The sequence below is a fragment of the Leeuwenhoekiella sp. CH_XMU1409-2 genome (assembly GCF_037029365.1).
Taxonomy (GTDB): Bacteria; Bacteroidota; Bacteroidia; order Flavobacteriales; family Flavobacteriaceae; genus Leeuwenhoekiella; species Leeuwenhoekiella blandensis.
Genome location: NZ_JAYMEI010000020.1, coordinates 16,460 through 36,511, shown reverse-complemented (window position 1 = coordinate 36,511; position 20,052 = coordinate 16,460). Strand labels below are relative to the sequence as shown.

Here is a 20,052-nt window from a genome sequence, read left to right as displayed (position 1 = left end):
TTAGGCATATTACTTGATATGTGTTTAAATATTCATTTTAAAACATATCACTATGAGAACATCTACTACTGTAAATGCAGGATCTATGGCAGACATCGCCTTCCTGATGCTTATCTTTTTTTTGACGACCACAACAATAATGAATGATGCCGGTCTGGATCAAACATTACCCAAACCCTGTGAAACCGAAGATTGCAGCACAGATATTGCAAAGCAAAATCTTTTGACAATTGCTATCAATCACGAAGGCGCAATTATGCTTCAGCAAGAAGAGGTTGTCCTAAATGCTATTGCAGAGGAGGTCATTAGATTTGTCGATAATGCAAGTAATTCAATCGAAGGCGCAACCTCACCTGATAAAGCGGTTATTCAATTTACCTGCTCCAGAGATGTTCCATATAGTGACTATGTGCACGTTTTGGACCAAATTAAATCAGGATACGCTACAATGCGCGAGGATTACAGCAAACTTAAGTTTGACAAACCATTTGATGAATTGAATGGAATAGAGCGAAAATTGGTTTTAAAACAATACCCGCTTCAATTGGCTGAAGCTTCCGGTTTAAACAGGTGATCCGGTTATCAACGTATTGATTTTCAACTCTTTTACAATAACTTTTGAAAATTGGCTAAGGTTATAAGGTTTGGTAATCACATCATTCATACCATATTCCTTAGCTTTTTTTCTGATATATTCTGCCTCTGCAGCGGTCAACGCAATAATTGGGACTTCTTTTTCAAAGGCTCTGATCTCTCTGGTGGTCTCATACCCATTCATTCCCGGCATATTGATATCCATCAAGATTAGATCATAATGATTCTTTTGAGTTAATGCTAAAGCCTCTTCCCCATTTTGCGCTTCAAAAACTTCAGCATGTTGTCGTTCTAGTACGCGACGGGTTACCATTCGGTTTATTTTATTATCATCAACAATTAGAACACGCTGATTGCTCAAATCTGCGACAAAAGCTTCAGAATCTTCACTTTCCTCTTTCTTGCGCTTGCCTATAACCTCGAGTAACGTGGCTTCTTTAAATTCGATGATAAAACTAAACGTACTTCCTTTACCCGGTTCACTCTTAAGCGCTATATCTGAACCCATTTTGAGCAAGAGTTTACGTACAATAGGTAATCCAAGACCGGTTCCCTTGTTTGCTGTAGACTTCTCATCGATTTGACTAAATTCATCAAAAATCGATTCGTGCATTTCTTGTGGAATTCCAATCCCGTTATCTTCAACTTCAAAATAGATCGCATGTTTGCCAGATGGCAATAAATGATCTTTTAAACGTAAAGCAATCACACCCTTTGGAGTGAACTTTACAGCATTACCTAAGATGTTTAATAGGATTTGCGATATTCTCCTTGAATCACCCACAACATAATTAGGTATCGACGCATCTACATCACAAATGATTTTACAATTAGAGTTTTTAAGACTGTGTTGCTCGAAGCTAGTAACCAATTCTTCGGCTAATAATTTAATGTTGAACGGCTTTTTAACCAGTTTAAAACTCTCATCTTCTAATTTTGAAAGATCAAGCAAGTCATTAATGATCTCTAGTAAATGGTCTGCACTAAATTTTAAAGAACCTATCTCTTCTTTATAATCTTTAAATGCCTCACTCTTTTCTAGAAGAGAAACAATCCCGGTCACCCCATAAAGAGGAGTTCGCATCTCATGACTTAAATTAGAAAAGAATTTAGTTTTAGCCCGTTCACTCTTTTCTGCACGCTCCTTAGCTTTTTTAAGATGTTTGTTATTAACCTTTAGGTTTTTGATAAGCCCCAGGCGTAACTTTTCACTATAAAATAAATAAGCTAAGAACAATACCATCAACCCAATAATAGAGCCCAGCAAAACTGACTGTGTTTTTTTGCGCTTTAAATTTTGGTCTAAGATTTCTTGTTTGAATTTGGCGTCGTTGCGTTCACGGCGTAACTCTTCTGCTTCTAATCGCGCCTGAGCAAGTTGAACGGTTTCTGTAGCTTTGGTCCGTTCTTTATGGCTGTAATAATCAAAATAACGTTGATGTACAGCGTATGCCTCTTCCGGCTTGTTGTTTTCGGCTAAAAACTTAGCGTAACGATCATAAAAATCGAGCGCCAGATACTCCATTTTTCCGGCCTCAACCAATTCAAAAGCACTTTTATAATAGCTTAAAGCCTTATTATCAAATTGTAATCCTTTGTAATAATCACCCCATAAAATATCAAGATAGGCTTTGGGATTGTCATAGTACAACGATTCAGGATCATAAGAATCCTGAGCCTCTTTGAGGTAAGGATACATCATGGTATAGTTACCATCGTCTCGGTAAAGCTCAGCAATATTAAGTGCTGCATCTATAAATTCGCCATCATTTAGACGTCTTTGAATAACCAAAGACTCTTTGTAGAGTTTTAAAACTTCATTTTTTCGCTTTGGAAAATACGCCAGACTCGCGGCAAGATTATTTAGTCCCCAGGATATTAAAGTATCATTTTTAGAAAGCTTGGCGTAATGCAAGGCTTTTTCTGCGTAATCTAATGCGGGAATGGTGTCACTCAGCAGGTCGTAGGTAAGACTTAAATAATTATAACCATGAAACAAATAACGATTATCATTCTTCTGTTTTGCTTCAGTAATCAAGGTTGAAGCCATTTCTATACTCCGATCATACTCAAGACTATCAGAAAGTTCTCCCAGCTTCATTAAGCGTTGATGCATCGTGAGACGCTCTTGCTCCTGCATGACAAGCTTAGCAGGCTCAAATGCGTAGGTTGCATAGGCCCCAATGACACTAAGAAAAATTAATAATGTAAGTAGTCTTTTCAACTGATGTAAAAAAAATATAGACAAAAATACATTTTTTCGCGTCATAATACATCTAACTATCTCGTTTTTAAGCAGAAAAATAATATTATTATCGTTTAGCAATAACATTATTGAATATCAAATTTAGATGATCATCAAAAATGTAATCCTATTCTTACTAAAATACAACAGCAGTCTATTAAGTTTTCGGTCTGACAGAAAAATTAAAGTATATTTGCCGGCCTAAATAGCGCTCATGACTTGTGTTCTTAACCCTACTTATTTTCCAGATATTGTAACTACGGCTGCAATGCTTCAAGCAGAACAGTTAATTATTGAGGTTTGCGATAATTATCAGAAACAGAGTTATAGAAACCGAATGTATATCGCTACGGCCAATGGAAAACTGCTGCTCAACATTCCCATCAAGCACACTAAAACTCAAGGCCATAAAAAAACGGCTGAAGCTCAAATTGAAAATAACTTTCTTTGGCAGCGGCAACATTGGAGATCTATTGTAATCGCCTATCGTACTTCTCCGTTTTTCGAATTTTATGAAGATGATCTATATCCTATCTTTCATACTGAATACCAGTCTTTGCTAGAGCTTAACAAAGCCACGATGGATTGTATTTTCGAAATGCTGGATGTAGACATAGAATATACTGAAACTGAAGTTTATCAGGCTGAATACTCTGATGATTCAGATTACCGTTTTTTAGCCAACGCCAAACGCAAGAACAGAATAAACATTCCGGAGTACCGACAAGTTTTTGCCGAAGAGCACGGCTTTACACCACACTTGACTGTACTTGATTTGATTTTTAATCTAGGACCTGAAGCGCTTCCGTATTTGCAAAATTTAGAGCTAAAGTTCTAAGACGGCCATAATAGGAAAGTGATCTGAATATTCAACATCAAAATTCTGAAAAGCTTGAGTTTTAAATTCTGGATCTGTGAGAATAAAATCAATTCGTAAGGGAATTACATCAAAAATAAACGTACGACCAAAACCGCTCCCCTGCTCTTCAAACGCATCTTTCTTATCTCCTCTAATCTTATTGTAGGTGTAAGAAAACACTGTATTATTAAAGTCTCCGGCTACTATTTTTTTATAAGAACAGTCGGCTTGATGCGCTAAGAATTTATAGACTTGATCTTCCTGCTTCTTAAAGGCTCTTCCCAGACGACCTACTAAACTTTTAGTATTCTCTTGTTCTAATGCGCCTAATTGTGGAGTCAAAGCAAGGGATTGCATATGCATATTGTATACACGTACAGTGTCTTTTCCTTTAAGGATATCAATAAAAATGGCGTTATTGTAAGAGCTTTTAAAACTCAGTGATCCCTGATTTACAATCTTATATTTGGAATAAACCGCTTGACCTTTGGACTTATTATTCGTATTAATTCCATTATAAAAATATGGATAATCAAAATCAGGAGCTCCTCTTTTATTGTACTCTTGAAAGCAAATTATATCAGGATCTGCCTCAGCAATAAGCTTCTTAATACCGTTTCTAATAGTATCTGTATCAAAGTCTTCACTTCTAAACATGTGTGCGTTATAACTCAATAAACGGATTTGATTTTCATTTTTCACAACTTCTGCTGGAAGTTTTCCTCCACTCGGTTTATATAAGGTTGTATGATGAAAAAACCATAACCCCAAAATAATTACCGATAATAAAACCTGACGCTTCAGTAAGAAAACCCAATAGATCACAAAAAGTACATTCACGGCGATGAGCACGGGAATGACCAGGGTTAATACCGATATTGGAGGGAAGATTTTTGGCGGATAATAAGGAAGCAGATATCCTACCAAAAGAAAAAATGCAAAAATGCTATTGATAAAAAATACAAACTTGTTCCAGATCCCAAGGTTTTTCATCAATTCTCTTTTCCGGCTTTAAACAAGAAGTCTTTTTCGTCTTTTGAAAGACTGTCATAACCGCTTTTACTTATTTTGTCTAGAATAGCATCGACCTTGATCTGCTTTTCATTCTTAGACATCGACGGTCTCGACCGATAGGATGTTCTTTCTGAAGTGGTTTTGTTCTTATAAACGGTTTTCATTTTGGCTTTCTTGGCTGCTTTTGGCTTGGCCTTAAATAAACCCACAAAACTATCAGCAAGCCGTTCCCACCAAAGTCCGATGTCGTTGCCTTTACCCAATTGCTGTGCATAAACATAACCAAAAATAGCGCCTCCTACGTGTGCAAGGAGTCCGCCTGCATTTCCCGAACTTGGAATTTGAATCAAATCAGTAAGCACAACAAATACACCTATGTGCCAGAGCTTTACATTAAAGAAAATCACACGCACTTCAGTATTGGGCGTATACGCGGCAATAAAGATCATAATGGCTCTAACGGCTGCGCTCGCTCCTACCAGATAAGCGCTCGAGGTAATGAGAACAGGAAAAAGATTATACGCTAAAACGAATAAAACTCCGCCTGATAAGGCACCTAAAAGGTAAATGGTAAGAAAACGCTTTTCGGTAAATAAATTGAGTACAATCTGACCAAACCAATATAAAATGAGCATATTCCAGAAAATATGCCAAAAACCGGCGTGTAAAAATGCGTACGTAAGCAGCGACCAAGGCTGAATGATCAATCGGCCTAGATCTGTAGGTAGACTAAACCAATGACTCAAAATAGAGCCAGAATTCAGCATCCATTCTAACAGCATAAAACCAATCCAGACCAAAACATTGATCACGATGAGTTTTACGACGATGTTTGCCGTTTTAAATTGATAACTTAAGCTAGGTCCTGCCATAAATTAATACCAGCGTTTATCGTTAAAACTGTTCTTTTTCCAATACCACATCATAATAAAACCAAAAAGTGCTCCACCAATATGCGCAAAATTTGCAATATTTCCTCCAAATATTGAGAAACCGGTTACTCCTGAAAACAAATCAAGCAAAATCAATCCAGGTATAAAAAATTTAGCTTTGATCGGTATAGGTAAGAAAATTAAGAATAATTCAGCATTAGGGAATAACATTCCAAAAGCGACTAAAACGCCATAAATAGCACCAGATGCTCCTACAGCTGAAGTAGAAAAAGCTTCGATCATTCCTTGAATTTTTTCAGGCTCTCCAATGTTTGGATAGGAATACTGGCCCGATTGCTGAATACTTGTAAACGCTTTATTTACAGTATCTGCAATTTCTGCAGGGGTTAAACCTGCATTGATCAAGACTTCATAACCGGCTTGATAATGATAATACCCCACCAAAGTGTGTATTAGAGCAGCTCCAAGACCTGCAGAAAAATAAAAGAAAATAAACTTATTACGCCCCAAAGCTTGCTCTACAGGACCGCCAAAAGCCCAAAGCGCGTACATATTGAATAAAATATGAAAAATGCTACTCTGATCGTGCATAAACATATGCGTCACCGGTTGCCAAAAGTGAAAATTTGGATTTTCAGGAAACCAAAGTCCAAAGAGCTGGATTGCATTAGGTAACAAAAATTGTGATCCAAGAAAAAAAATCACGTTTATGATAAGAAGTACTTTTACTGTTTCGGTTATTCTACCCATTAATCTGGTTTGAAATGATTAAACGCAACTATACGTTAAGTATTATGCGTTAAATTTACGATCCAGCTCCTCGACTGTAAGCGTAATAAACGTTTTTTTAAGAAATGGCGACAGTGTGGGTTCGGTGCAAGCAAATAATTTGTTTACCAAATGCTCCCGTGAACGCTCATCTAACTTTTCACCGGTTTTAACCGCCATACTTTTTGCCATACTTTTAGCTAAAACATCTGTTTGACTAAAGCCGGCATTAGGAACCTCCTGCTCCACATCACTTAGAAGTTGCTCCAGCACTATAGAAACTTCACTCTCCTGAATACTTGCAGGAATACCTGAAACCTCTAGAACTCCGGCCTCAGGCATACTCAAAGCAAAACCTGTGTTTTCTAATGAATCTTTCAGTTCTTTCAAAATCTCAATTTCTGAAGCAGAAAAATCAAGCCGAAGCGGAAAAAGCAATTGCTGACTTACCGATTCTTTGACGGTGATATTCCGCAGAAATTCTTCATATAAAATACGTTGATGCGCTCGGTTTTGATCGATGAGCATCATTCCGCTTTTTATCGCACTCACGATATATTTATTATGAATCTGGTACGTGTTAGCTGAATCGTTCTCAGTTTCTTTAGACTCACTGAAGCCTTTGCTTTCGTGTTCTATAAATAAAGATTCGGTTTCTGGCTCTTGCTCGATCTCTACGTGGCTAAAACCGCTGGTGTCGGTTTTTCTATCGAGTCCTGCATAAAGATTTTCCCAACCGGCAGCACTCTTTTTTTCATAGCTCGGTGCACTTTTGAATCCGCTAGTCGTAACCTTTTGCTCTTCTTCAAACGGATTGAAATGACGATCTACTTCAACCTTTGGTGGTTTTGCTTCCTTATTTTTATACGCATAAGGCGTATCCATATTAGATTCCCGATTAAAGTCAAGAACCGGGGCAATATTAAATTGTCCCAAACTGTGCTTAACTGCTGCTCTTAAAAGCGTGTAAATCGCGTGTTCATCCTCAAACTTCACTTCAGTTTTTGTGGGATGAATATTGATATCAATCGTCTTGGGATCTACTTTGAGATAGATAAAGTAGCTCGCGCGGGCACGATCGGGCAACAAGCCGTCAAAAGCCGCACTTACCGAATGATTAAGGTAAGGATGCTTGATAAATCGATCATTCACAAAGAAAAACTGTTCGCCTTTAGTCTTCTTTGAAAATTCTGGTTTTATAATAAATCCGTCAATATTTACAATTTCAGTTTCCTCGGAAACGGGAACTAATTTTTCATTGGTTTTAGGACCAAAAACACCCACAATACGTTGACGCTTATTGGTTTTAGGAAGGTTAAAAAGTTCGCTATCATTATGATACAGCGTGAAAGCAATAGTCTCGTGTGCCAAAGCAACCCGTTGAAACTCATCGATCACGTGACGCAACTCCACAGAATCTGACTTTAAGAAATTACGTCGAGCAGGAATGTTGAAAAACAGATTCTTTACAGCTATTGAAGTTCCTTTAACCGCGGCACAAACTTCCTGATTTTTTATCGTACTGCCTTCGATCTCGATTTGCGTTCCCACCTCTTCATCTTCGGGCTTTGTCTTTAAGTCTACGTGAGCGACAGCGGCAATAGAAGCCAACGCTTCACCTCTAAATCCTTTTGTACTTAAAGCAAAAAGATCATCGGCAGCGTTGATTTTTGAAGTGGCGTGACGTTCAAAACTCAAGCGCGCATCTGTGGGGCTCATCCCCTTACCATCATCAATGACTTGAATTAAGGTTCTACCGGCATCTTTAACCAGCAATTTTATAGAACTAGCGCCAGCATCAATAGCATTTTCTAATAACTCTTTTACCACTGAAGCCGGGCGTTGTACTACTTCTCCCGCTGCAATCTGATTGGCAACGTGATCGGGTAAAAGTTTTATGATATCAGACATCTAATAGGTTTACATAAACACCCATAGACGATCAGATAACACTGATGTAAATGGGTGTCAAAATTTTTAAAATCGATACTGAAAATGGGAAGTAAAAACTATCCAAAAAATATACTCAAATCAAAATCGATGATATAAAGAAAAAGAAAAAGAAGCGCCATAATAATGATGAGTGTCATCTTATTTGCCCGCTCATCTTTATTGTATTTAAAATCATCCCAGGCAGTAGTAAACTTCTTCTTAAGGCCCTTATTTTCAAGTGTAGCCTTACGGTACTGATCAAATTTTGATTCTAATTTAAACGGAGTGCTGCTTCCCTCATAGTATCTAGGGCTGTAGCTGTATTTCTTGTTTTTGCGTGTTTTTAAAACTCCCATAATTCCTAAATTTCAAAGTTACAATAAAAGGAAAGTCTATAAAAACAACTTTTCCTCTATCCAAAGAATACAAAAAGCATTCCAACTAAGAATATAGCGAATTCTTTTTAAAATCGAGCGTCTTTACGCAGTTGTGCCATCTTAATAGCAGCCACAGCAGCTTCAACACCTTTGTTACCGTGCTGGCCACCGCTACGATCTATAGCCTGCTGCATCGTATTATCTGTAAGTACACAAAAGATCACAGGAATATCACTTTGAATATTCAAATCTTTGATGCCTTGCGTTACCCCTTCACAAACAAAATCAAAGTGTTTTGTTTGTCCTTGAATTACGCTACCTACAGCAATTACAGCATCAAGCATATCATAACTTTGCTGCATTTTTTTACATCCATAGATCAACTCAAAACTTCCGGGAACATTCCATCTCACAATGTTCTCCTTTTGAACACCACAATCTATAAAGGTGTCAAAAGCACCTTGAAAAAGACCTTCGGTAATTTTATCATTCCATTCTGAAACAACAATCCCAAACCGAAAATCTTTCGCATTTGGGATTGTTGCTTTATCGTAAACAGACAAGTCTGTTGTAGCCATAATGTTATATTTAGTTATTCAGCACCAGCCACTCCTAACAAAAGAGGTACTTCATTAGCCTCTGCAGACGTGCTGTACTCTTCTTCAATTTGTTTTAATAATGAAGCTGCTTTGTCTTTTTTATCTAGAGCTAATGCAACCTTCGCCGCTTTCAAAAGAAAACGTGGAGCCACAAAATTATTCTTTGCAGATTTTGCAGCATCTTCATAATAAGATAGTGCTTCTTCAGGCTGATCTAATTGCATAAACGCGTCTCCAATAGAACCTTTTGCCAATGGCGCCAACATAGCGTCATCACTTTCAAAATCATCTAATTGATCTATCGCTTCCTGATACTTATTTGTATTTAGGTAAGCCATACCTGCATAATAATGTGCAAGATTTCCGGCTTTTGTGCTTCCGTAGTTATCAATAATATCTAGAAAACCGTATTTACCTTCACCTCCGGTAAGCGCAAGATTAAAAAGAGAGTCTTTTGCTACGCTACCTTCAACCGCTTCGTTAAAATAATTCTGTGCTTGATACATCTCATTAGAAGCTTCAAGTTCTTTGGGCTCTTGAACAAATTTCTCAAATGCCAAATAACCTAAAACAGCAACTACGATAACAGCAATACCAATAAAAATTGGTTTTTGGTTATTTTCTACCCAAGCTTCAGTCTTTGAAGCACCTTCATCTAAGGATTCAAAAACTTCTGCAGTTGTGCTTTCTTCCTGCACCTGCTCTTCAACCTCTTCTTTGTTCTTAGGTTTATAACCTCTTTTTTGATATGTTGCCATACTTTAACTTTTGTTGGGCGCAAAAATAAAATTTTTATTCAATATTAACAGCGTATTGTTTTTTATTTTTCAATAATTTGCACGCGCTGCTTTAATTCACCAAGCCTTTATTTATCAAGGTTTTAGCGCATTTAAAACATTTATATTCGGTATGATCCTAAAAGCACTTTCGCTTATTAACTATAAAAATTTTGAAAGCATCTCCTTTGATCTGGATGCTAAAATCAACTGTTTTGTAGGCAATAATGGGGTGGGAAAAACCAATGTGCTTGATGCGGTGTATCATCTTTCCTTTGGTAAAAGTTACTTTAATCCTATTACCACACAAAACATTAATCACGATGCAGACTTTTTTGTGATTGATGGTATTTATGATAAAAATGATCGGGAAGAAAAGGTAATTGTAAGCGCAAAAAGAGGTCAAAAAAAAGTGATTAAACGCAACGGCAAGATCTATGAACGTTTTTCTGATCATATCGGATTTCTTCCGTTAGTTATCATTTCGCCGGCAGATCGCGATCTCATAATCGAAGGAAGCGAAACCCGTCGCAAATTTATGGACGGTGTCATTTCGCAAAGCGATAAAGCTTATCTAGACACACTCATAAAATACAATAAGACCTTATCGCAACGTAACGCTTTACTTAAGTATTTTAATGCTAATCATACGTTTAATCCAGACACGCTTGCCATTTACAATGAGCAAATGCACGAGTTAGGTACTTCATTGTATAAAAAACGTAAACAGTTTTTAGAAGATTTTACGCCCATTTTTAAAAAGCGTTATGCCGCGATAAGCGGAGACAAAGAGGAAGTGAAATTGAAATATAAAAGTCAGCTCAACGATGCACCTTTAAATCAATTATTCGAAGAAAACCTCAAAAAAGATCGCGCGCTTCAATATACCAGTGTTGGTACGCATCGCGATGATCTAAACTTTAAAATTGAAAGTCATCCTATAAAGAAATTTGGTAGTCAAGGTCAGCAAAAATCCTATCTCATTGCACTGAAACTGGCGCAGTTCGACTTCATAAAAGCCCAGAGCAATACCACACCGATATTGCTTTTGGATGATATTTTTGATAAGCTAGACGAAAGCCGTGTTACCCAAATTATCGATCTGGTAAATGATGATAATTTTGGCCAACTTTTTATAAGTGATACCCACGCAGATCGTACCGAAGCTATTGTGAAAGAAATTCATCAAACCTATAAACTTTTTAAACTGTGACTAAATCAGGAATCCTTTTACTGCTCCTACTCTCTTTAATTTCCTGCGGAAAAAATGATCCCGAAGCGCAATTGAAAAACCTGAACGGTTATTGGGAAATTGAAAACGTAGAAACTCCTTTTGGAAAGAACAGAGCTTACAAATTTAATGAACGCATAGATTATATAGAGATCCAAGATTCTACCGGTTTTAGAACCAAAGTGCTTCCGCGAATCGACGGGACTTTTGTAAATAGCGACACCCGAGAACAAGTAACTGCAAGAATAATTGATGATTCTTTGCGTTTGCAATACCGTACACCATTTGATTCTTGGACAGAGACTGTTTTAGAAGCAAACGGTGAAAAGCTCAGCGTAAAAAACGATCGCGGAATGATCTATTCTTATAAAAAATTTGAAAAAATAAATATTACCGATTAATGGCAAAACGTGACGCAGATCCTAAATCTATTAAAGATGTACTTGGTGCATTTGTTGAAACCAATAAACTTCAAAAAGGCTTTGATAAAGTCAATGTTGCCGATGCTTGGCGCGATGTGATGGGGCCGGCAATTTCAAAATACACCACCCAGTTAAAACTTGATGGTGATCGCCTCATTGTACAACTCAGCTCCTCAGTCCTGCGGGAGGAATTGAGTTATGGTAAAGAAAAAATTATGCGTAACCTCAATGAAGAACTGGGTAAAGAAGTAATTACAAAAGTGGTATTACGCTAACGGGAGAACACATAAAAAAAGCGGCTCAATGAGCCGCTTTTTTTATTGGCACCGCCAAAGGGATTAATCTCCCTAGGCCTGCCTCAAAATTGAAATTAGAATATCTCTCTTCCTGAAAAGTGAAATGCGCTTTCAATAGCTGCATTTTCATCGCTGTCACTACCGTGAACTGCGTTTTCACCTACAGATTTAGCAAACATTTTTCTGATAGTTCCTTCAGCAGCTTCAGCAGGATTAGTTGCTCCTATCAAAGTTCTAAAGTCTTCTACTGCATTTTCTTTTTCTAAAACAGCAGCAACGATAGGACCTCTGCTCATAAACTCAACAAGCTCTCCGTAAAAAGGACGCTCACTGTGTACTGCATAGAATTCTTGTGCATCTGCCACAGTCATTTGAGTTAATTTTAAAGCTACGATACGAAATCCTGAAGCTGTGATTTTTTCTAATATTGCGCCAATGTGTCCATCTTCAACAGCATCGGGCTTAATCATGGTAAACGTTCTGTTTGTTGCCATTTTTTGTGTTTTAATAATTTCGCTTACGCGGAATTTTCTGTTTTTAAAATCGGTGCAAAAGTAATTCTTTTAATTACAATACCTAAAGGCTTTGGAATTATTAATAAGCTTGATGCAGCTCCTGAAGCACTTCACCTCCTAAACCTATGATTTTTAATTGAATACTGCTATTTTTTAAATCGATTTCTACAACACCATAACTGCGTTCACTTACCACCTGACCTACCCGATATTGGTTTGGCTCACCGTCATAGGCGGTATAGGAATGTGTCAAACCGCTAGAGGTAAAATCGATCAAGGGATAATCAAGTCCCTTTAGGTTCTTTTTAGAAAACTCAGAAATGTGGCGATCACCACTCAAGACCAATACTGCTTTTGACTTTGCTTTTTTTACCAGTTTCTCAAAACGCTTGACCTCGTTGGGTAAATTGCCCCAAGTTTCAAAACCGTGTTCAGCACTTAGTAACTGAATGCTGCTCATAATCACTGTAAAATCAGCCTCATCTTCGAGTTGCTTCTCAAACCATTTCCATTGTTTTTCACCTAGAATAGTTCCCTTCTTGCTTCGGTTGGGGCTGTAACGTTTTTCAGGATCTGAAGAAGGCTGCAACGGAGTTCTAAAATAGCGCGTATCTAATACAATGACTTTTATTGTTTTTCCATCCTGAGTAAAGGTTTTCGCGCTATACACCCCTTCTCTTGTGCGTGCCGCGGCATCTTGAGGCAGTCCTATAAAATCAAGAAACAATTGCTGACTTTTACGCTTCATCGCATATTCGGCACCACCGTCATTAATACCATAATCGTGATCGTCCCAAGTTCCCATCACAGGAACATTCTGAATAAACTTTTGATACGCAGGATTTGCTTTTTGTTGCGCATACATCGCTTCCATCTTACTCATATCATTAGTATCTGCATAAATGACATCGCCTCCCCAAAGAAATAAGTCAGGATTTCGCAAACCCATATCTTCCCAAAACGGATTGGGTAAATCTACTTTATTACAGGATCCAAAAATGATTTTAAAATGAGAAGTATCTTGAGCAAATAATGTGATTTGAAATCCAAAATACAACACAAAAAAATAAAAGGCTTTCTTACAAGAGGTCATAGTATAGAGCTTGTTTGACACAAAAATAAGGTATCCCACATTAAGCCTAGATGAAGAAATTGTATATTCGCCCTCTATGAAAGCATCAGAATTAGCAGTTCTCAAAGAGCTATTGGCTACGCCTAAAAAAATTGTTATTGTCCCTCATAAAAACCCCGATGGAGACGCAATGGGTTCTACACTTGCACTCTATCAATATTTGATCAAAACAGGACATACCGCACACGTAGTTTCTCCCAATGATTATCCAAAATTTTTAAAGTGGCTGCCGTTTGAAGAAACTGTTGTAAAATATGATCTTCAGAATAAAAAGGCGGTGCGACTCATCAAAGAGGCCGATCTTATTTTTACGCTAGACTTCAATGCGCTTTCTCGCGTAGCCGAAATGGCTCCTGCGCTGCAACAAGCCAAAGCACAATTTATAATGATCGATCATCACCAGCAACCTGATGATTATGCTGTGGTTACGTACAGTGACACCAGTATTTGTGCAACTTGCCAGATGGTGTATCACACCTTTGAAATGCTTGAAGCTACTGATCAGGTGGATGCAGCTATCGCCACGTGTCTGTATACAGGTATCATGACAGACACCGGCTCGTTTCGATTTCGATCTACGACCGCGACTACACATCGCGTGATCGCAGACCTTATAGAAAAAGGTGCCGATAATGCTTTGATACACGAGAAAATTTATGATGCTAACAATTTCTCAAGGATGCAATTGTTGGGCACTGCCTTAACAAACCTGCATTGTCTGGAAGAATACAGAGCAGCATATATTACCCTTTCTCAGGAAGAATTAGATGCTCACGATTATCAAAAAGGCGATACTGAAGGCTTTGTAAATTACGGTCTGTCTCTTGATAATACTGTTTTGGCGCTCATTTTTATCGAAAATAAGCAGGAAGGCATCATTAAGATCTCTTTGCGTTCTAAAGGTGACTTTTCTGTGAATTTAATGGCACGTGAACATTTTGAAGGTGGTGGCCATACTAATGCCGCCGGTGGTAAAAGTGATCGTTCATTAGAAGATACTGTTGCTTATTTTATTAGTATATTACCCCAATACAAAGAAGCTCTTAATGAATAAGATTATAAGCGCAATACTCTTGGTTCTATTTGCAATTGGCTGCAAAACCCCAGAAGCCAGACGACCAGTAAGCCATTCTTCTGGTTCTTATATCGACGCTTCAATAGCACGCAATAAAAAATTGAACAAAGCAGAAGAAAACGCGATAAAAGAACTCATGGCTCAAAATCCCGAGGTAGAATACTTTACTTCAGAAAAAGGGTTTTGGTACTATTATAATAAACGCGATACCAGCGCTGTTCTTACTGCAGAAACCGGCGACCTGGTAAGCTTTGAATATGAAATCAATGCTCTTGACGGAACGCCTATTGTCACTAAAACCGAGTTAGGCCCGCAAACCTATCAGATCGAACAAAGCAATCAGGACCTTATTTCCGGTCTTAAAGATGGGCTTAAACTGATGAAAGAAGGTGAGACAGTAACCTTTTTACTTCCGTCTCACAAAGCCTTTGGTTATTACGGTTATGAGGACAAAATAGGCTCTAACCTGCCCATACAAACCCGCGTTACACTCAACGACATAAAACCCAGTAATTCTGAAAATTAATTATGAAAAAAGCCCTTCTTTTTACATTCTTGATTCTTTTTACATTTATAGCCTGTTCTGATGAACAATACCCCGATCTTCAAGACGGTTTATATGCCGAAATAAATACAAACAAAGGCACGATGGTCGTTCAGCTTTTTTATGAGCAAGCCCCGGCAACCGTTGCCAATTTTGTTGCTCTTGCTGAAGGAAATAATCCATTAGTCGATTCTGTTTATAAGAAGAAGCCCTATTTTGACGGTTTAAAATTTCACCGCATCATCAAAGATTTTATGATTCAAGGTGGAGACCCCAATGGTACAGGAAGTGGCGGTCCCGGTTATAAGTTTCACGACGAATTTAGCCCAGAATTGAAACACGATACCATAGGTGTACTTTCAATGGCTAATTCGGGTTACGGAACCAATGGAAGCCAATTTTTTATCACCGATGCTCCTACTCCACACCTTGACGGATACGATGCTGAAGACAACCTTAAAAATTGTGAGAATCCACAAATTGGATGTCATACAGTTTTTGGTCAATTGATTTTAGGCTTCGATGTGCTTAAAGCGATTACTGAAGTAGAAATGAAAGATCCACGTCGCGGAAAACCGATGCGTCCTGTCACTATGGAATCGGTGCGCATTATTAGAAAAGGAAAGGATGCCAGACATTTTGAAGCGCCCGAGGTATTTACTGAAGAGATAGATCGTCACGCTGAAGAACTCGCCGAAGCAGCACGTGCAAAACAAAAATTAAAAGAAGAACAACAAGCTCAGTTCGAAGAACAACGCCAAAAGGCCGATACGCTAGAAAGTGGTTTAGCCATTTACATTTCAGAAAAAGGAAGTGATGTAAAACCCAAACGTTCGCAAATGGTCAAAGTGAATTATGCAGGATATTTTGAAGATGGCGAACTCTTTGACAGCAGTATGAAATCGTATGCCGAAAAATGGGATATGCAAACACGACCTAAAGAGGAAATGTACAAACCCACCGAAATCCCATACGGTCCCGAAGCTCAAATGATCGCAGGGTTTAAAGAAGGTGTGCAGCAACTCAATTACGGTGATAAAGCAACGCTATTTATCCCGTACTATTTAGGATATGGTGAACGTGGATACCGCATCATACCACCAAGAACCAATTTGGTATTTGAGATCGAACTGGTTGATGATCGAGAAATAGAGAACGAATAACAATAGCCGCCGAATAAGGCGGCTTTTTTAATAGGTTCAGGTCAAATGTTAAGGCTAAAGCCTGATTTTGTTAAGCCTTTCTAAAAATGGAGATTCTTTTTCCCAATTCTATTGCATTGGCTGTGTCTTTGCCTAAACTTGGTAGTTCATACAAAAACAAAAGCAATGATTACATTTAAAAAGAATATTATAACGCTTGCATTAACCGGAGCCTTAGTGGGTACACTTAGTACAGCAGCTAAATCACAAGAAATGCAAGCTCCCATAACTACACAAGCGCAGGCCAATATTACTACTGCAGAATTAAGCAAATTTGCAGATGCGTTTCAGGAAGTGCAGGTAGAAAATCAAGCAGCACAACAAAAGATGATGGGAATCATCAAGGACGAGGGACTCGATGTACAACGCTTTACCGAAATTCAAAAAGCACAAATGAATCCTGAAGCTAAAGTTGAAGCTACAGATGAAGAACTGAAGATGCACGCCGCAGTTGTTACCGAGTTGAAAAAAATGCAACCGGCTCTAGAAACCAAAATGGCGGGAATTATCGAAGACCACGGGTTAACGCTTGATCGTTATAAAGCGGTAGCGATGGCGCTTCAGCAGGATAAAGAACTTCAGAAAAAGTTTCAGGGAATAATGATGAAGAAACAAACTGAAGGATAAATTCAAAATTGAATAAAAAGAAAATGAAAAGGGAGCTGAAATTTCAGCTCCCTTTTTTTATTGGCGCCGCCAAAGGGTCGAATACTCCAAGGCTTGCCTTGAAATTCAACATTCGTTTCCAAACAATACCTTATGGACTTGCCCAGAAGTGGTTTACTAGAATATGTTAGGCGTTATTGCTTGACAGGAATATCTTTTAAAATCTCCTGTACAAAATGCCAAAACTTCTGTACTGAAGATATACTGGCGCGCTCATCTGGTGAATGCGCACCGCGTATGGTTGGTCCAAACGAGATCATATCCATATCCGGGTAATTCTGTCCCAAAATACCACATTCTAATCCGGCGTGACACGCAGCAACATGCGGTTCTTCGTTGGTGATCTTTTTATATTTTTCTACCAGCACTTTCAAGATCGGGCTATCCATATTTGGTTTCCATCCCGGGTATTCTCCAGATAATTCCACTTCGCAACCAATAAGTTCAAAAACACTGCGAATGGTATTCGCCAGATCGGTACGAGATGACTCAACTGAAGAACGCGTTAAACACAACACTTCAATTTCTCCATCTTTAACCACTACTCGCGCGACATTATTTGAAGTTTCTACAAGACCTTCAATATCCGGACTCATGCGATAAACTCCATTCCACGCGGCTTGTAAAGCTTTTAAGAAACCTTCCTGTACTCCCAGATTCATAACCTTTTCAGACAACGTCACTTCTTCAAGCGTCACCTTTAAGTTAGGTTCTAGAGTTTTATATTCCTCTTTTAGCGTTTCGGTAAATTCAGCAATATCTGCTTTAAAAGCTTCGGTGTGAATTTCATCAATACAAAAAACAGCCACACTTTCTCTGGGGATCGCATTACGCAAACCGCCGCCATTTATTTCAGCAATCTGTAAGCCATAATTTTCAAATCCGTCCAGTAAAAAGCGATTCATAAACTTATTGGCATTACCAAGACCTTTGATAATATCCATACCCGAATGTCCACCTTGGAGCCCGTTTACCGTAAGTCTAAATCCGGTTTTACCCGCAGCAACCGCTTCTTCTTGATAAGTTCGCGTCGCCGTGATATCTACACCACCTGCGCAACCCACACCAATCTCATCATCTTCTTCAGTATCTAAATTGAGTAGAATATCGCCTTTTAGCACGCCGCCTTTAAGTCCCATTGCTCCGGTCATTCCGGTTTCTTCATCAATAGTAAACAAAGCTTCTAGCGCTGGATGCGGAATAGTTGTACTCTCCAACAAAGCCATTATGGTGGCAACACCCAAGCCATTATCAGCTCCCAGCGTTGTACCTTCAGCCTTTACCCAGTCGCCTTCCACTTTCATCTTGATCCCTTCAGTATCAAAATCAAATTGCGTCGCATTATTTTTTTGATGCACCATATCCAGATGCGATTGCAGCACAACCATTTGTCGATTTTCTAAACCTGAAGTAGCCGGTTTTCTGATGATCACATTTCCTACTTCGTCTACAAAAGTTTCCAGATTTAAATTTTCGCCGAAGGCTTTCATAAAAGCAATAACACGTTCTTCTTTTTTAGAAGCTCGAGGCACTTCATTCAAGTCGGCAAACTTCTGCCAAACCGCTTGAGGCTCAAGTTGGCGTATATCGTTATTTGTCATAAAATCGTTTTTTGCAAAGGTACAGGATAACTTTTGGTCGCCTTTCAAAATGGTATTCTTTTACATAGTGCTCGAAAAGTTAATCTTGGCTTAAATACTTTAAAAGCCTATAAACTCTGGCTAACTTTTACACACTAAATAATATCCTTATGAAAAAACTAGATCAACGCAGTATAGACGAACGCTTAGACAAACTGGAAGGCTGGGAATATAAAGATGATGCCATTCACACGACGTTTGAGTTTGAAAATTTTAAAGAAGCCTTTGCGACAATGACGCGTATCGCTTTTGAAGCCGAATTGCAACAACATCACCCCGAATGGACCAATGTGTACAATACCTTGAGTATTTCACTTTCTACGCACGATGCCGGCGGATTAACAGAAAAGGATTTTAAACTTGCCCATACTATCGAGGACCTCATGGAAAGCTAAATTTAAACGTGAAAGACACAGGTGTTTTTAATCTGAAAATTAGACTTTAGGAAATGCCGAATTTTGTTAAATTTACCGCCTTTAAAAATCCGAATTATGGGAAGAGCATTTGAGTTTAGAAAAGCTCGTAAAATGAAGCGCTGGAGCGCAATGGCGAAAGCCTTTACACGAATAGGAAAAGATATTGTAATGGCCGTAAAAGAAGGCGGTCCTGATCCTGATTCTAACTCTCGTTTGCGCGCTGTCATACAAAATGCCAAGAGTGTCAATATGCCTAAAGACAATATCGAGCGTGCGATAAAACGTGCCAGCGATAAAAGTCTTGGCGATTATAAAGAAGTACTTTTTGAAGGTTATGCACCTCACGGAATTGCCATTCTTATCGAGACGGCGACAGATAACAACAACCGTACGGTAGCAAACATTCGTTCATATTTTAATAAATGTAACGGAAACCTGGGAACTTCAGGATCTGTAGAATTTATGTTTGATCACACGTGTAACTTCAGAATCAATGCAGAAGGTGTTGATGCTGAAGAACTCGAACTCGAATTGATCGACTACGGTGCTGAAGAGGTTTTTGAAGACGAAGACGGAATCATCATTTACGGCCCTTTTGGAAGCTTTGGCGCTTTGCAGGCTTACCTGGAAGAGGCTGGTCACGAAATCCTTTCTAGTGGCTTTGAACGCATTCCTCAAGTAACCAAAACACTCACTCCTGAAGAGGCAGAAGATGTAGAAAAACTTCTGGAGAAAATTGAAGAAGACGATGATGTTCAAAACGTATATCACTCGATGGATGAATCTTCTTCGGGAGGCGAAGAATAATCACGATACACTAAAATAAAAAAAGGAGCTTCGTTTGAAGCTCCTTTTT

Annotated in this window: 22 protein-coding genes; 11 read left to right on the top strand and 11 right to left on the bottom strand. The window is 38.5% G+C overall.

The annotated features are described in order from the left end of the window. The first annotated feature begins 52 nt into the window (after nt 1-52). A complete protein-coding gene (locus WA338_RS16930; protein ID WP_272985370.1) occupies nt 53-574 on the top strand; it encodes an ExbD/TolR family protein in 522 nt (173 codons plus the stop codon). On the opposite strand, the gene WA338_RS16925 is transcribed toward WA338_RS16930, so the two are convergent. After that, nucleotides 563-2,818 carry a response regulator gene (locus tag WA338_RS16925; protein WP_272985368.1) on the bottom strand — a complete coding sequence of 752 codons (2,256 nt, stop codon included), beginning with the start codon at nt 2,816-2,818 and terminating at the stop codon, nt 563-565. The genes WA338_RS16930 and WA338_RS16925 overlap by 12 nt on opposite strands. A 235-nt stretch (nt 2,819-3,053) precedes the next feature. Between WA338_RS16925 and WA338_RS16920 the strand changes: the two genes are divergently transcribed. Next, entirely contained in the window at nt 3,054-3,677 is a 624-nt protein-coding gene (locus tag WA338_RS16920; RefSeq protein ID WP_272985367.1) for a WbqC family protein, read from the top strand. Here the strand turns inward: WA338_RS16920 and WA338_RS16915 are convergent. The 7 genes from WA338_RS16915 to WA338_RS16885 all read right to left on the bottom strand — a co-directional run bounded on the left by WA338_RS16915 (nt 3,666) and on the right by WA338_RS16885 (nt 10,039). Beyond that, complete coding sequence (locus WA338_RS16915; protein WP_272985410.1) at nt 3,666-4,691, bottom strand: endonuclease/exonuclease/phosphatase family protein; 1,026 nt, start codon at nt 4,689-4,691, stop codon at nt 3,666-3,668. The two genes, WA338_RS16920 and WA338_RS16915, sit on opposite strands and share 12 nt — an antisense overlap. Beyond that, complete coding sequence (locus tag WA338_RS16910; RefSeq protein ID WP_272985365.1) at nt 4,691-5,584, bottom strand: rhomboid family protein; 894 nt, start codon at nt 5,582-5,584, stop codon at nt 4,691-4,693. The genes WA338_RS16915 and WA338_RS16910 overlap by 1 nt, the downstream gene beginning before the upstream one ends. A 3-nt stretch (nt 5,585-5,587) precedes the next feature. Then, complete coding sequence (locus WA338_RS16905) at nt 5,588-6,355, bottom strand: rhomboid family intramembrane serine protease (protein ID WP_272985364.1); 768 nt, start codon at nt 6,353-6,355, stop codon at nt 5,588-5,590. A gap of 42 nt (nt 6,356-6,397) precedes the next feature. Continuing rightward, nucleotides 6,398-8,284, bottom strand: coding sequence for a DNA mismatch repair endonuclease MutL (mutL, locus tag WA338_RS16900; protein WP_272985362.1), 1,887 nt, complete (start codon nt 8,282-8,284; stop codon nt 6,398-6,400). A 98-nt stretch (nt 8,285-8,382) separates the two neighbouring features. Continuing rightward, a complete protein-coding gene (locus tag WA338_RS16895) occupies nt 8,383-8,661 on the bottom strand; it encodes a hypothetical protein (RefSeq protein WP_009780287.1) in 279 nt (92 codons plus the stop codon). Between the two features lie 107 nt (nt 8,662-8,768). Next, nucleotides 8,769-9,260 carry a 6,7-dimethyl-8-ribityllumazine synthase gene (gene ribH / locus WA338_RS16890; RefSeq protein ID WP_009780288.1) on the bottom strand — a complete coding sequence of 164 codons (492 nt, stop codon included), beginning with the start codon at nt 9,258-9,260 and terminating at the stop codon, nt 8,769-8,771. Between the two features lie 14 nt (nt 9,261-9,274). Next, on the bottom strand, nt 9,275-10,039 hold the full coding sequence (locus WA338_RS16885) for a tetratricopeptide repeat protein (RefSeq protein WP_273016487.1): 765 nt from the start codon (nt 10,037-10,039) through the stop codon (nt 9,275-9,277). A gap of 151 nt (nt 10,040-10,190) precedes the next feature. On the opposite strand from WA338_RS16885, the gene recF reads away from it, so the two are divergent. The 3 genes from recF to WA338_RS16870 are packed head-to-tail and all read left to right on the top strand — an operon-like array spanning nt 10,191 to nt 11,985. Then, a complete protein-coding gene (recF, locus tag WA338_RS16880) occupies nt 10,191-11,270 on the top strand; it encodes a DNA replication/repair protein RecF (RefSeq protein ID WP_273016485.1) in 1,080 nt (359 codons plus the stop codon). Continuing rightward, nucleotides 11,267-11,689 carry a lipocalin family protein gene (locus WA338_RS16875; RefSeq protein WP_273016483.1) on the top strand — a complete coding sequence of 141 codons (423 nt, stop codon included), beginning with the start codon at nt 11,267-11,269 and terminating at the stop codon, nt 11,687-11,689. The genes recF and WA338_RS16875 overlap by 4 nt, the downstream gene beginning before the upstream one ends. Continuing rightward, nucleotides 11,689-11,985 (top strand): DUF721 domain-containing protein, encoded by a 297-nt coding sequence (locus WA338_RS16870; RefSeq protein WP_009780292.1) that lies wholly within the window; start codon nt 11,689-11,691, stop codon nt 11,983-11,985. The genes WA338_RS16875 and WA338_RS16870 overlap by 1 nt, the downstream gene beginning before the upstream one ends. A 95-nt stretch (nt 11,986-12,080) precedes the next feature. On the opposite strand, the gene WA338_RS16865 is transcribed toward WA338_RS16870, so the two are convergent. Then, nucleotides 12,081-12,500 (bottom strand): nucleoside-diphosphate kinase, encoded by a 420-nt coding sequence (locus WA338_RS16865; RefSeq protein WP_273016482.1) that lies wholly within the window; start codon nt 12,498-12,500, stop codon nt 12,081-12,083. A 100-nt stretch (nt 12,501-12,600) separates the two neighbouring features. Next, nucleotides 12,601-13,614, bottom strand: a complete 1,014-nt coding sequence (locus WA338_RS16860; protein WP_273016480.1) for an alkaline phosphatase D family protein — start codon at nt 13,612-13,614, stop codon at nt 12,601-12,603. Nucleotides 13,615-13,690: 76 nt separating this feature from the next. On the opposite strand from WA338_RS16860, the gene WA338_RS16855 reads away from it, so the two are divergent. The 4 genes from WA338_RS16855 to WA338_RS16840 all read left to right on the top strand — a co-directional run bounded on the left by WA338_RS16855 (nt 13,691) and on the right by WA338_RS16840 (nt 17,101). Next, nucleotides 13,691-14,707 (top strand): DHH family phosphoesterase, encoded by a 1,017-nt coding sequence (locus WA338_RS16855; protein ID WP_273016478.1) that lies wholly within the window; start codon nt 13,691-13,693, stop codon nt 14,705-14,707. Next, on the top strand, nt 14,700-15,254 hold the full coding sequence (gldI, locus tag WA338_RS16850; RefSeq protein WP_272985351.1) for a gliding motility-associated peptidyl-prolyl isomerase GldI: 555 nt from the start codon (nt 14,700-14,702) through the stop codon (nt 15,252-15,254). The genes WA338_RS16855 and gldI overlap by 8 nt, the downstream gene beginning before the upstream one ends. Before the next feature lie 2 nt (nt 15,255-15,256). After that, the gene (locus WA338_RS16845; protein WP_272985350.1) at nt 15,257-16,435 is read left to right on the top strand and encodes a peptidylprolyl isomerase; all 1,179 of its coding nucleotides are present in this window, start codon (nt 15,257-15,259) and stop codon (nt 16,433-16,435) included. 165 nt (nt 16,436-16,600) lie between these two features. Next, complete coding sequence (locus tag WA338_RS16840; protein ID WP_272985348.1) at nt 16,601-17,101, top strand: DUF4168 domain-containing protein; 501 nt, start codon at nt 16,601-16,603, stop codon at nt 17,099-17,101. Between the two features lie 173 nt (nt 17,102-17,274). Here WA338_RS16840 and WA338_RS16835 read toward each other — a convergent pair whose 3' ends face one another. Further along, on the bottom strand, nt 17,275-18,741 hold the full coding sequence (locus tag WA338_RS16835; protein ID WP_273016476.1) for an aminoacyl-histidine dipeptidase: 1,467 nt from the start codon (nt 18,739-18,741) through the stop codon (nt 17,275-17,277). Nucleotides 18,742-18,890: 149 nt separating this feature from the next. Between WA338_RS16835 and WA338_RS16830 the strand changes: the two genes are divergently transcribed. Further along, complete coding sequence (locus tag WA338_RS16830) at nt 18,891-19,175, top strand: 4a-hydroxytetrahydrobiopterin dehydratase (RefSeq protein WP_009780300.1); 285 nt, start codon at nt 18,891-18,893, stop codon at nt 19,173-19,175. Between the two features lie 96 nt (nt 19,176-19,271). Continuing rightward, nucleotides 19,272-20,003: a YebC/PmpR family DNA-binding transcriptional regulator gene (locus WA338_RS16825; RefSeq protein WP_273016474.1), complete on the top strand. Its 732-nt coding sequence runs from the start codon at nt 19,272-19,274 to the stop codon at nt 20,001-20,003. The last annotated feature ends 49 nt before the right edge of the window (nt 20,004-20,052 follow it).

What these genes read in the sequence shown, in the direction of transcription:
- WA338_RS16930 (WP_272985370.1), top strand. Translation starts at nt 53, where the DNA reads ATGAGAACATCTACTACTGTAAATGCAGGATCTATGGCAGACATCGCC.
- WA338_RS16920 (WP_272985367.1), top strand. Translation starts at nt 3,054, where the DNA reads ATGACTTGTGTTCTTAACCCTACTTATTTTCCAGATATTGTAACTACG.
- WA338_RS16915 (WP_272985410.1), bottom strand. Translation starts at nt 4,691, where the DNA reads ATGAAAAACCTTGGGATCTGGAACAAGTTTGTATTTTTTATCAATAGC.
- WA338_RS16910 (WP_272985365.1), bottom strand. Translation starts at nt 5,584, where the DNA reads ATGGCAGGACCTAGCTTAAGTTATCAATTTAAAACGGCAAACATCGTC.
- WA338_RS16905 (WP_272985364.1), bottom strand. Translation starts at nt 6,355, where the DNA reads ATGGGTAGAATAACCGAAACAGTAAAAGTACTTCTTATCATAAACGTG.
- mutL (WP_272985362.1), bottom strand. Translation starts at nt 8,284, where the DNA reads ATGTCTGATATCATAAAACTTTTACCCGATCACGTTGCCAATCAGATT.
- WA338_RS16895 (WP_009780287.1), bottom strand. Translation starts at nt 8,661, where the DNA reads ATGGGAGTTTTAAAAACACGCAAAAACAAGAAATACAGCTACAGCCCT.
- ribH (WP_009780288.1), bottom strand. Translation starts at nt 9,260, where the DNA reads ATGGCTACAACAGACTTGTCTGTTTACGATAAAGCAACAATCCCAAAT.
- WA338_RS16885 (WP_273016487.1), bottom strand. Translation starts at nt 10,039, where the DNA reads ATGGCAACATATCAAAAAAGAGGTTATAAACCTAAGAACAAAGAAGAG.
- recF (WP_273016485.1), top strand. Translation starts at nt 10,191, where the DNA reads ATGATCCTAAAAGCACTTTCGCTTATTAACTATAAAAATTTTGAAAGC.
- WA338_RS16870 (WP_009780292.1), top strand. Translation starts at nt 11,689, where the DNA reads ATGGCAAAACGTGACGCAGATCCTAAATCTATTAAAGATGTACTTGGT.
- WA338_RS16865 (WP_273016482.1), bottom strand. Translation starts at nt 12,500, where the DNA reads ATGGCAACAAACAGAACGTTTACCATGATTAAGCCCGATGCTGTTGAA.
- WA338_RS16860 (WP_273016480.1), bottom strand. Translation starts at nt 13,614, where the DNA reads ATGACCTCTTGTAAGAAAGCCTTTTATTTTTTTGTGTTGTATTTTGGA.
- WA338_RS16855 (WP_273016478.1), top strand. Translation starts at nt 13,691, where the DNA reads ATGAAAGCATCAGAATTAGCAGTTCTCAAAGAGCTATTGGCTACGCCT.
- gldI (WP_272985351.1), top strand. Translation starts at nt 14,700, where the DNA reads ATGAATAAGATTATAAGCGCAATACTCTTGGTTCTATTTGCAATTGGC.
- WA338_RS16845 (WP_272985350.1), top strand. Translation starts at nt 15,257, where the DNA reads ATGAAAAAAGCCCTTCTTTTTACATTCTTGATTCTTTTTACATTTATA.
- WA338_RS16840 (WP_272985348.1), top strand. Translation starts at nt 16,601, where the DNA reads ATGATTACATTTAAAAAGAATATTATAACGCTTGCATTAACCGGAGCC.
- WA338_RS16835 (WP_273016476.1), bottom strand. Translation starts at nt 18,741, where the DNA reads ATGACAAATAACGATATACGCCAACTTGAGCCTCAAGCGGTTTGGCAG.
- WA338_RS16830 (WP_009780300.1), top strand. Translation starts at nt 18,891, where the DNA reads ATGAAAAAACTAGATCAACGCAGTATAGACGAACGCTTAGACAAACTG.
- WA338_RS16825 (WP_273016474.1), top strand. Translation starts at nt 19,272, where the DNA reads ATGGGAAGAGCATTTGAGTTTAGAAAAGCTCGTAAAATGAAGCGCTGG.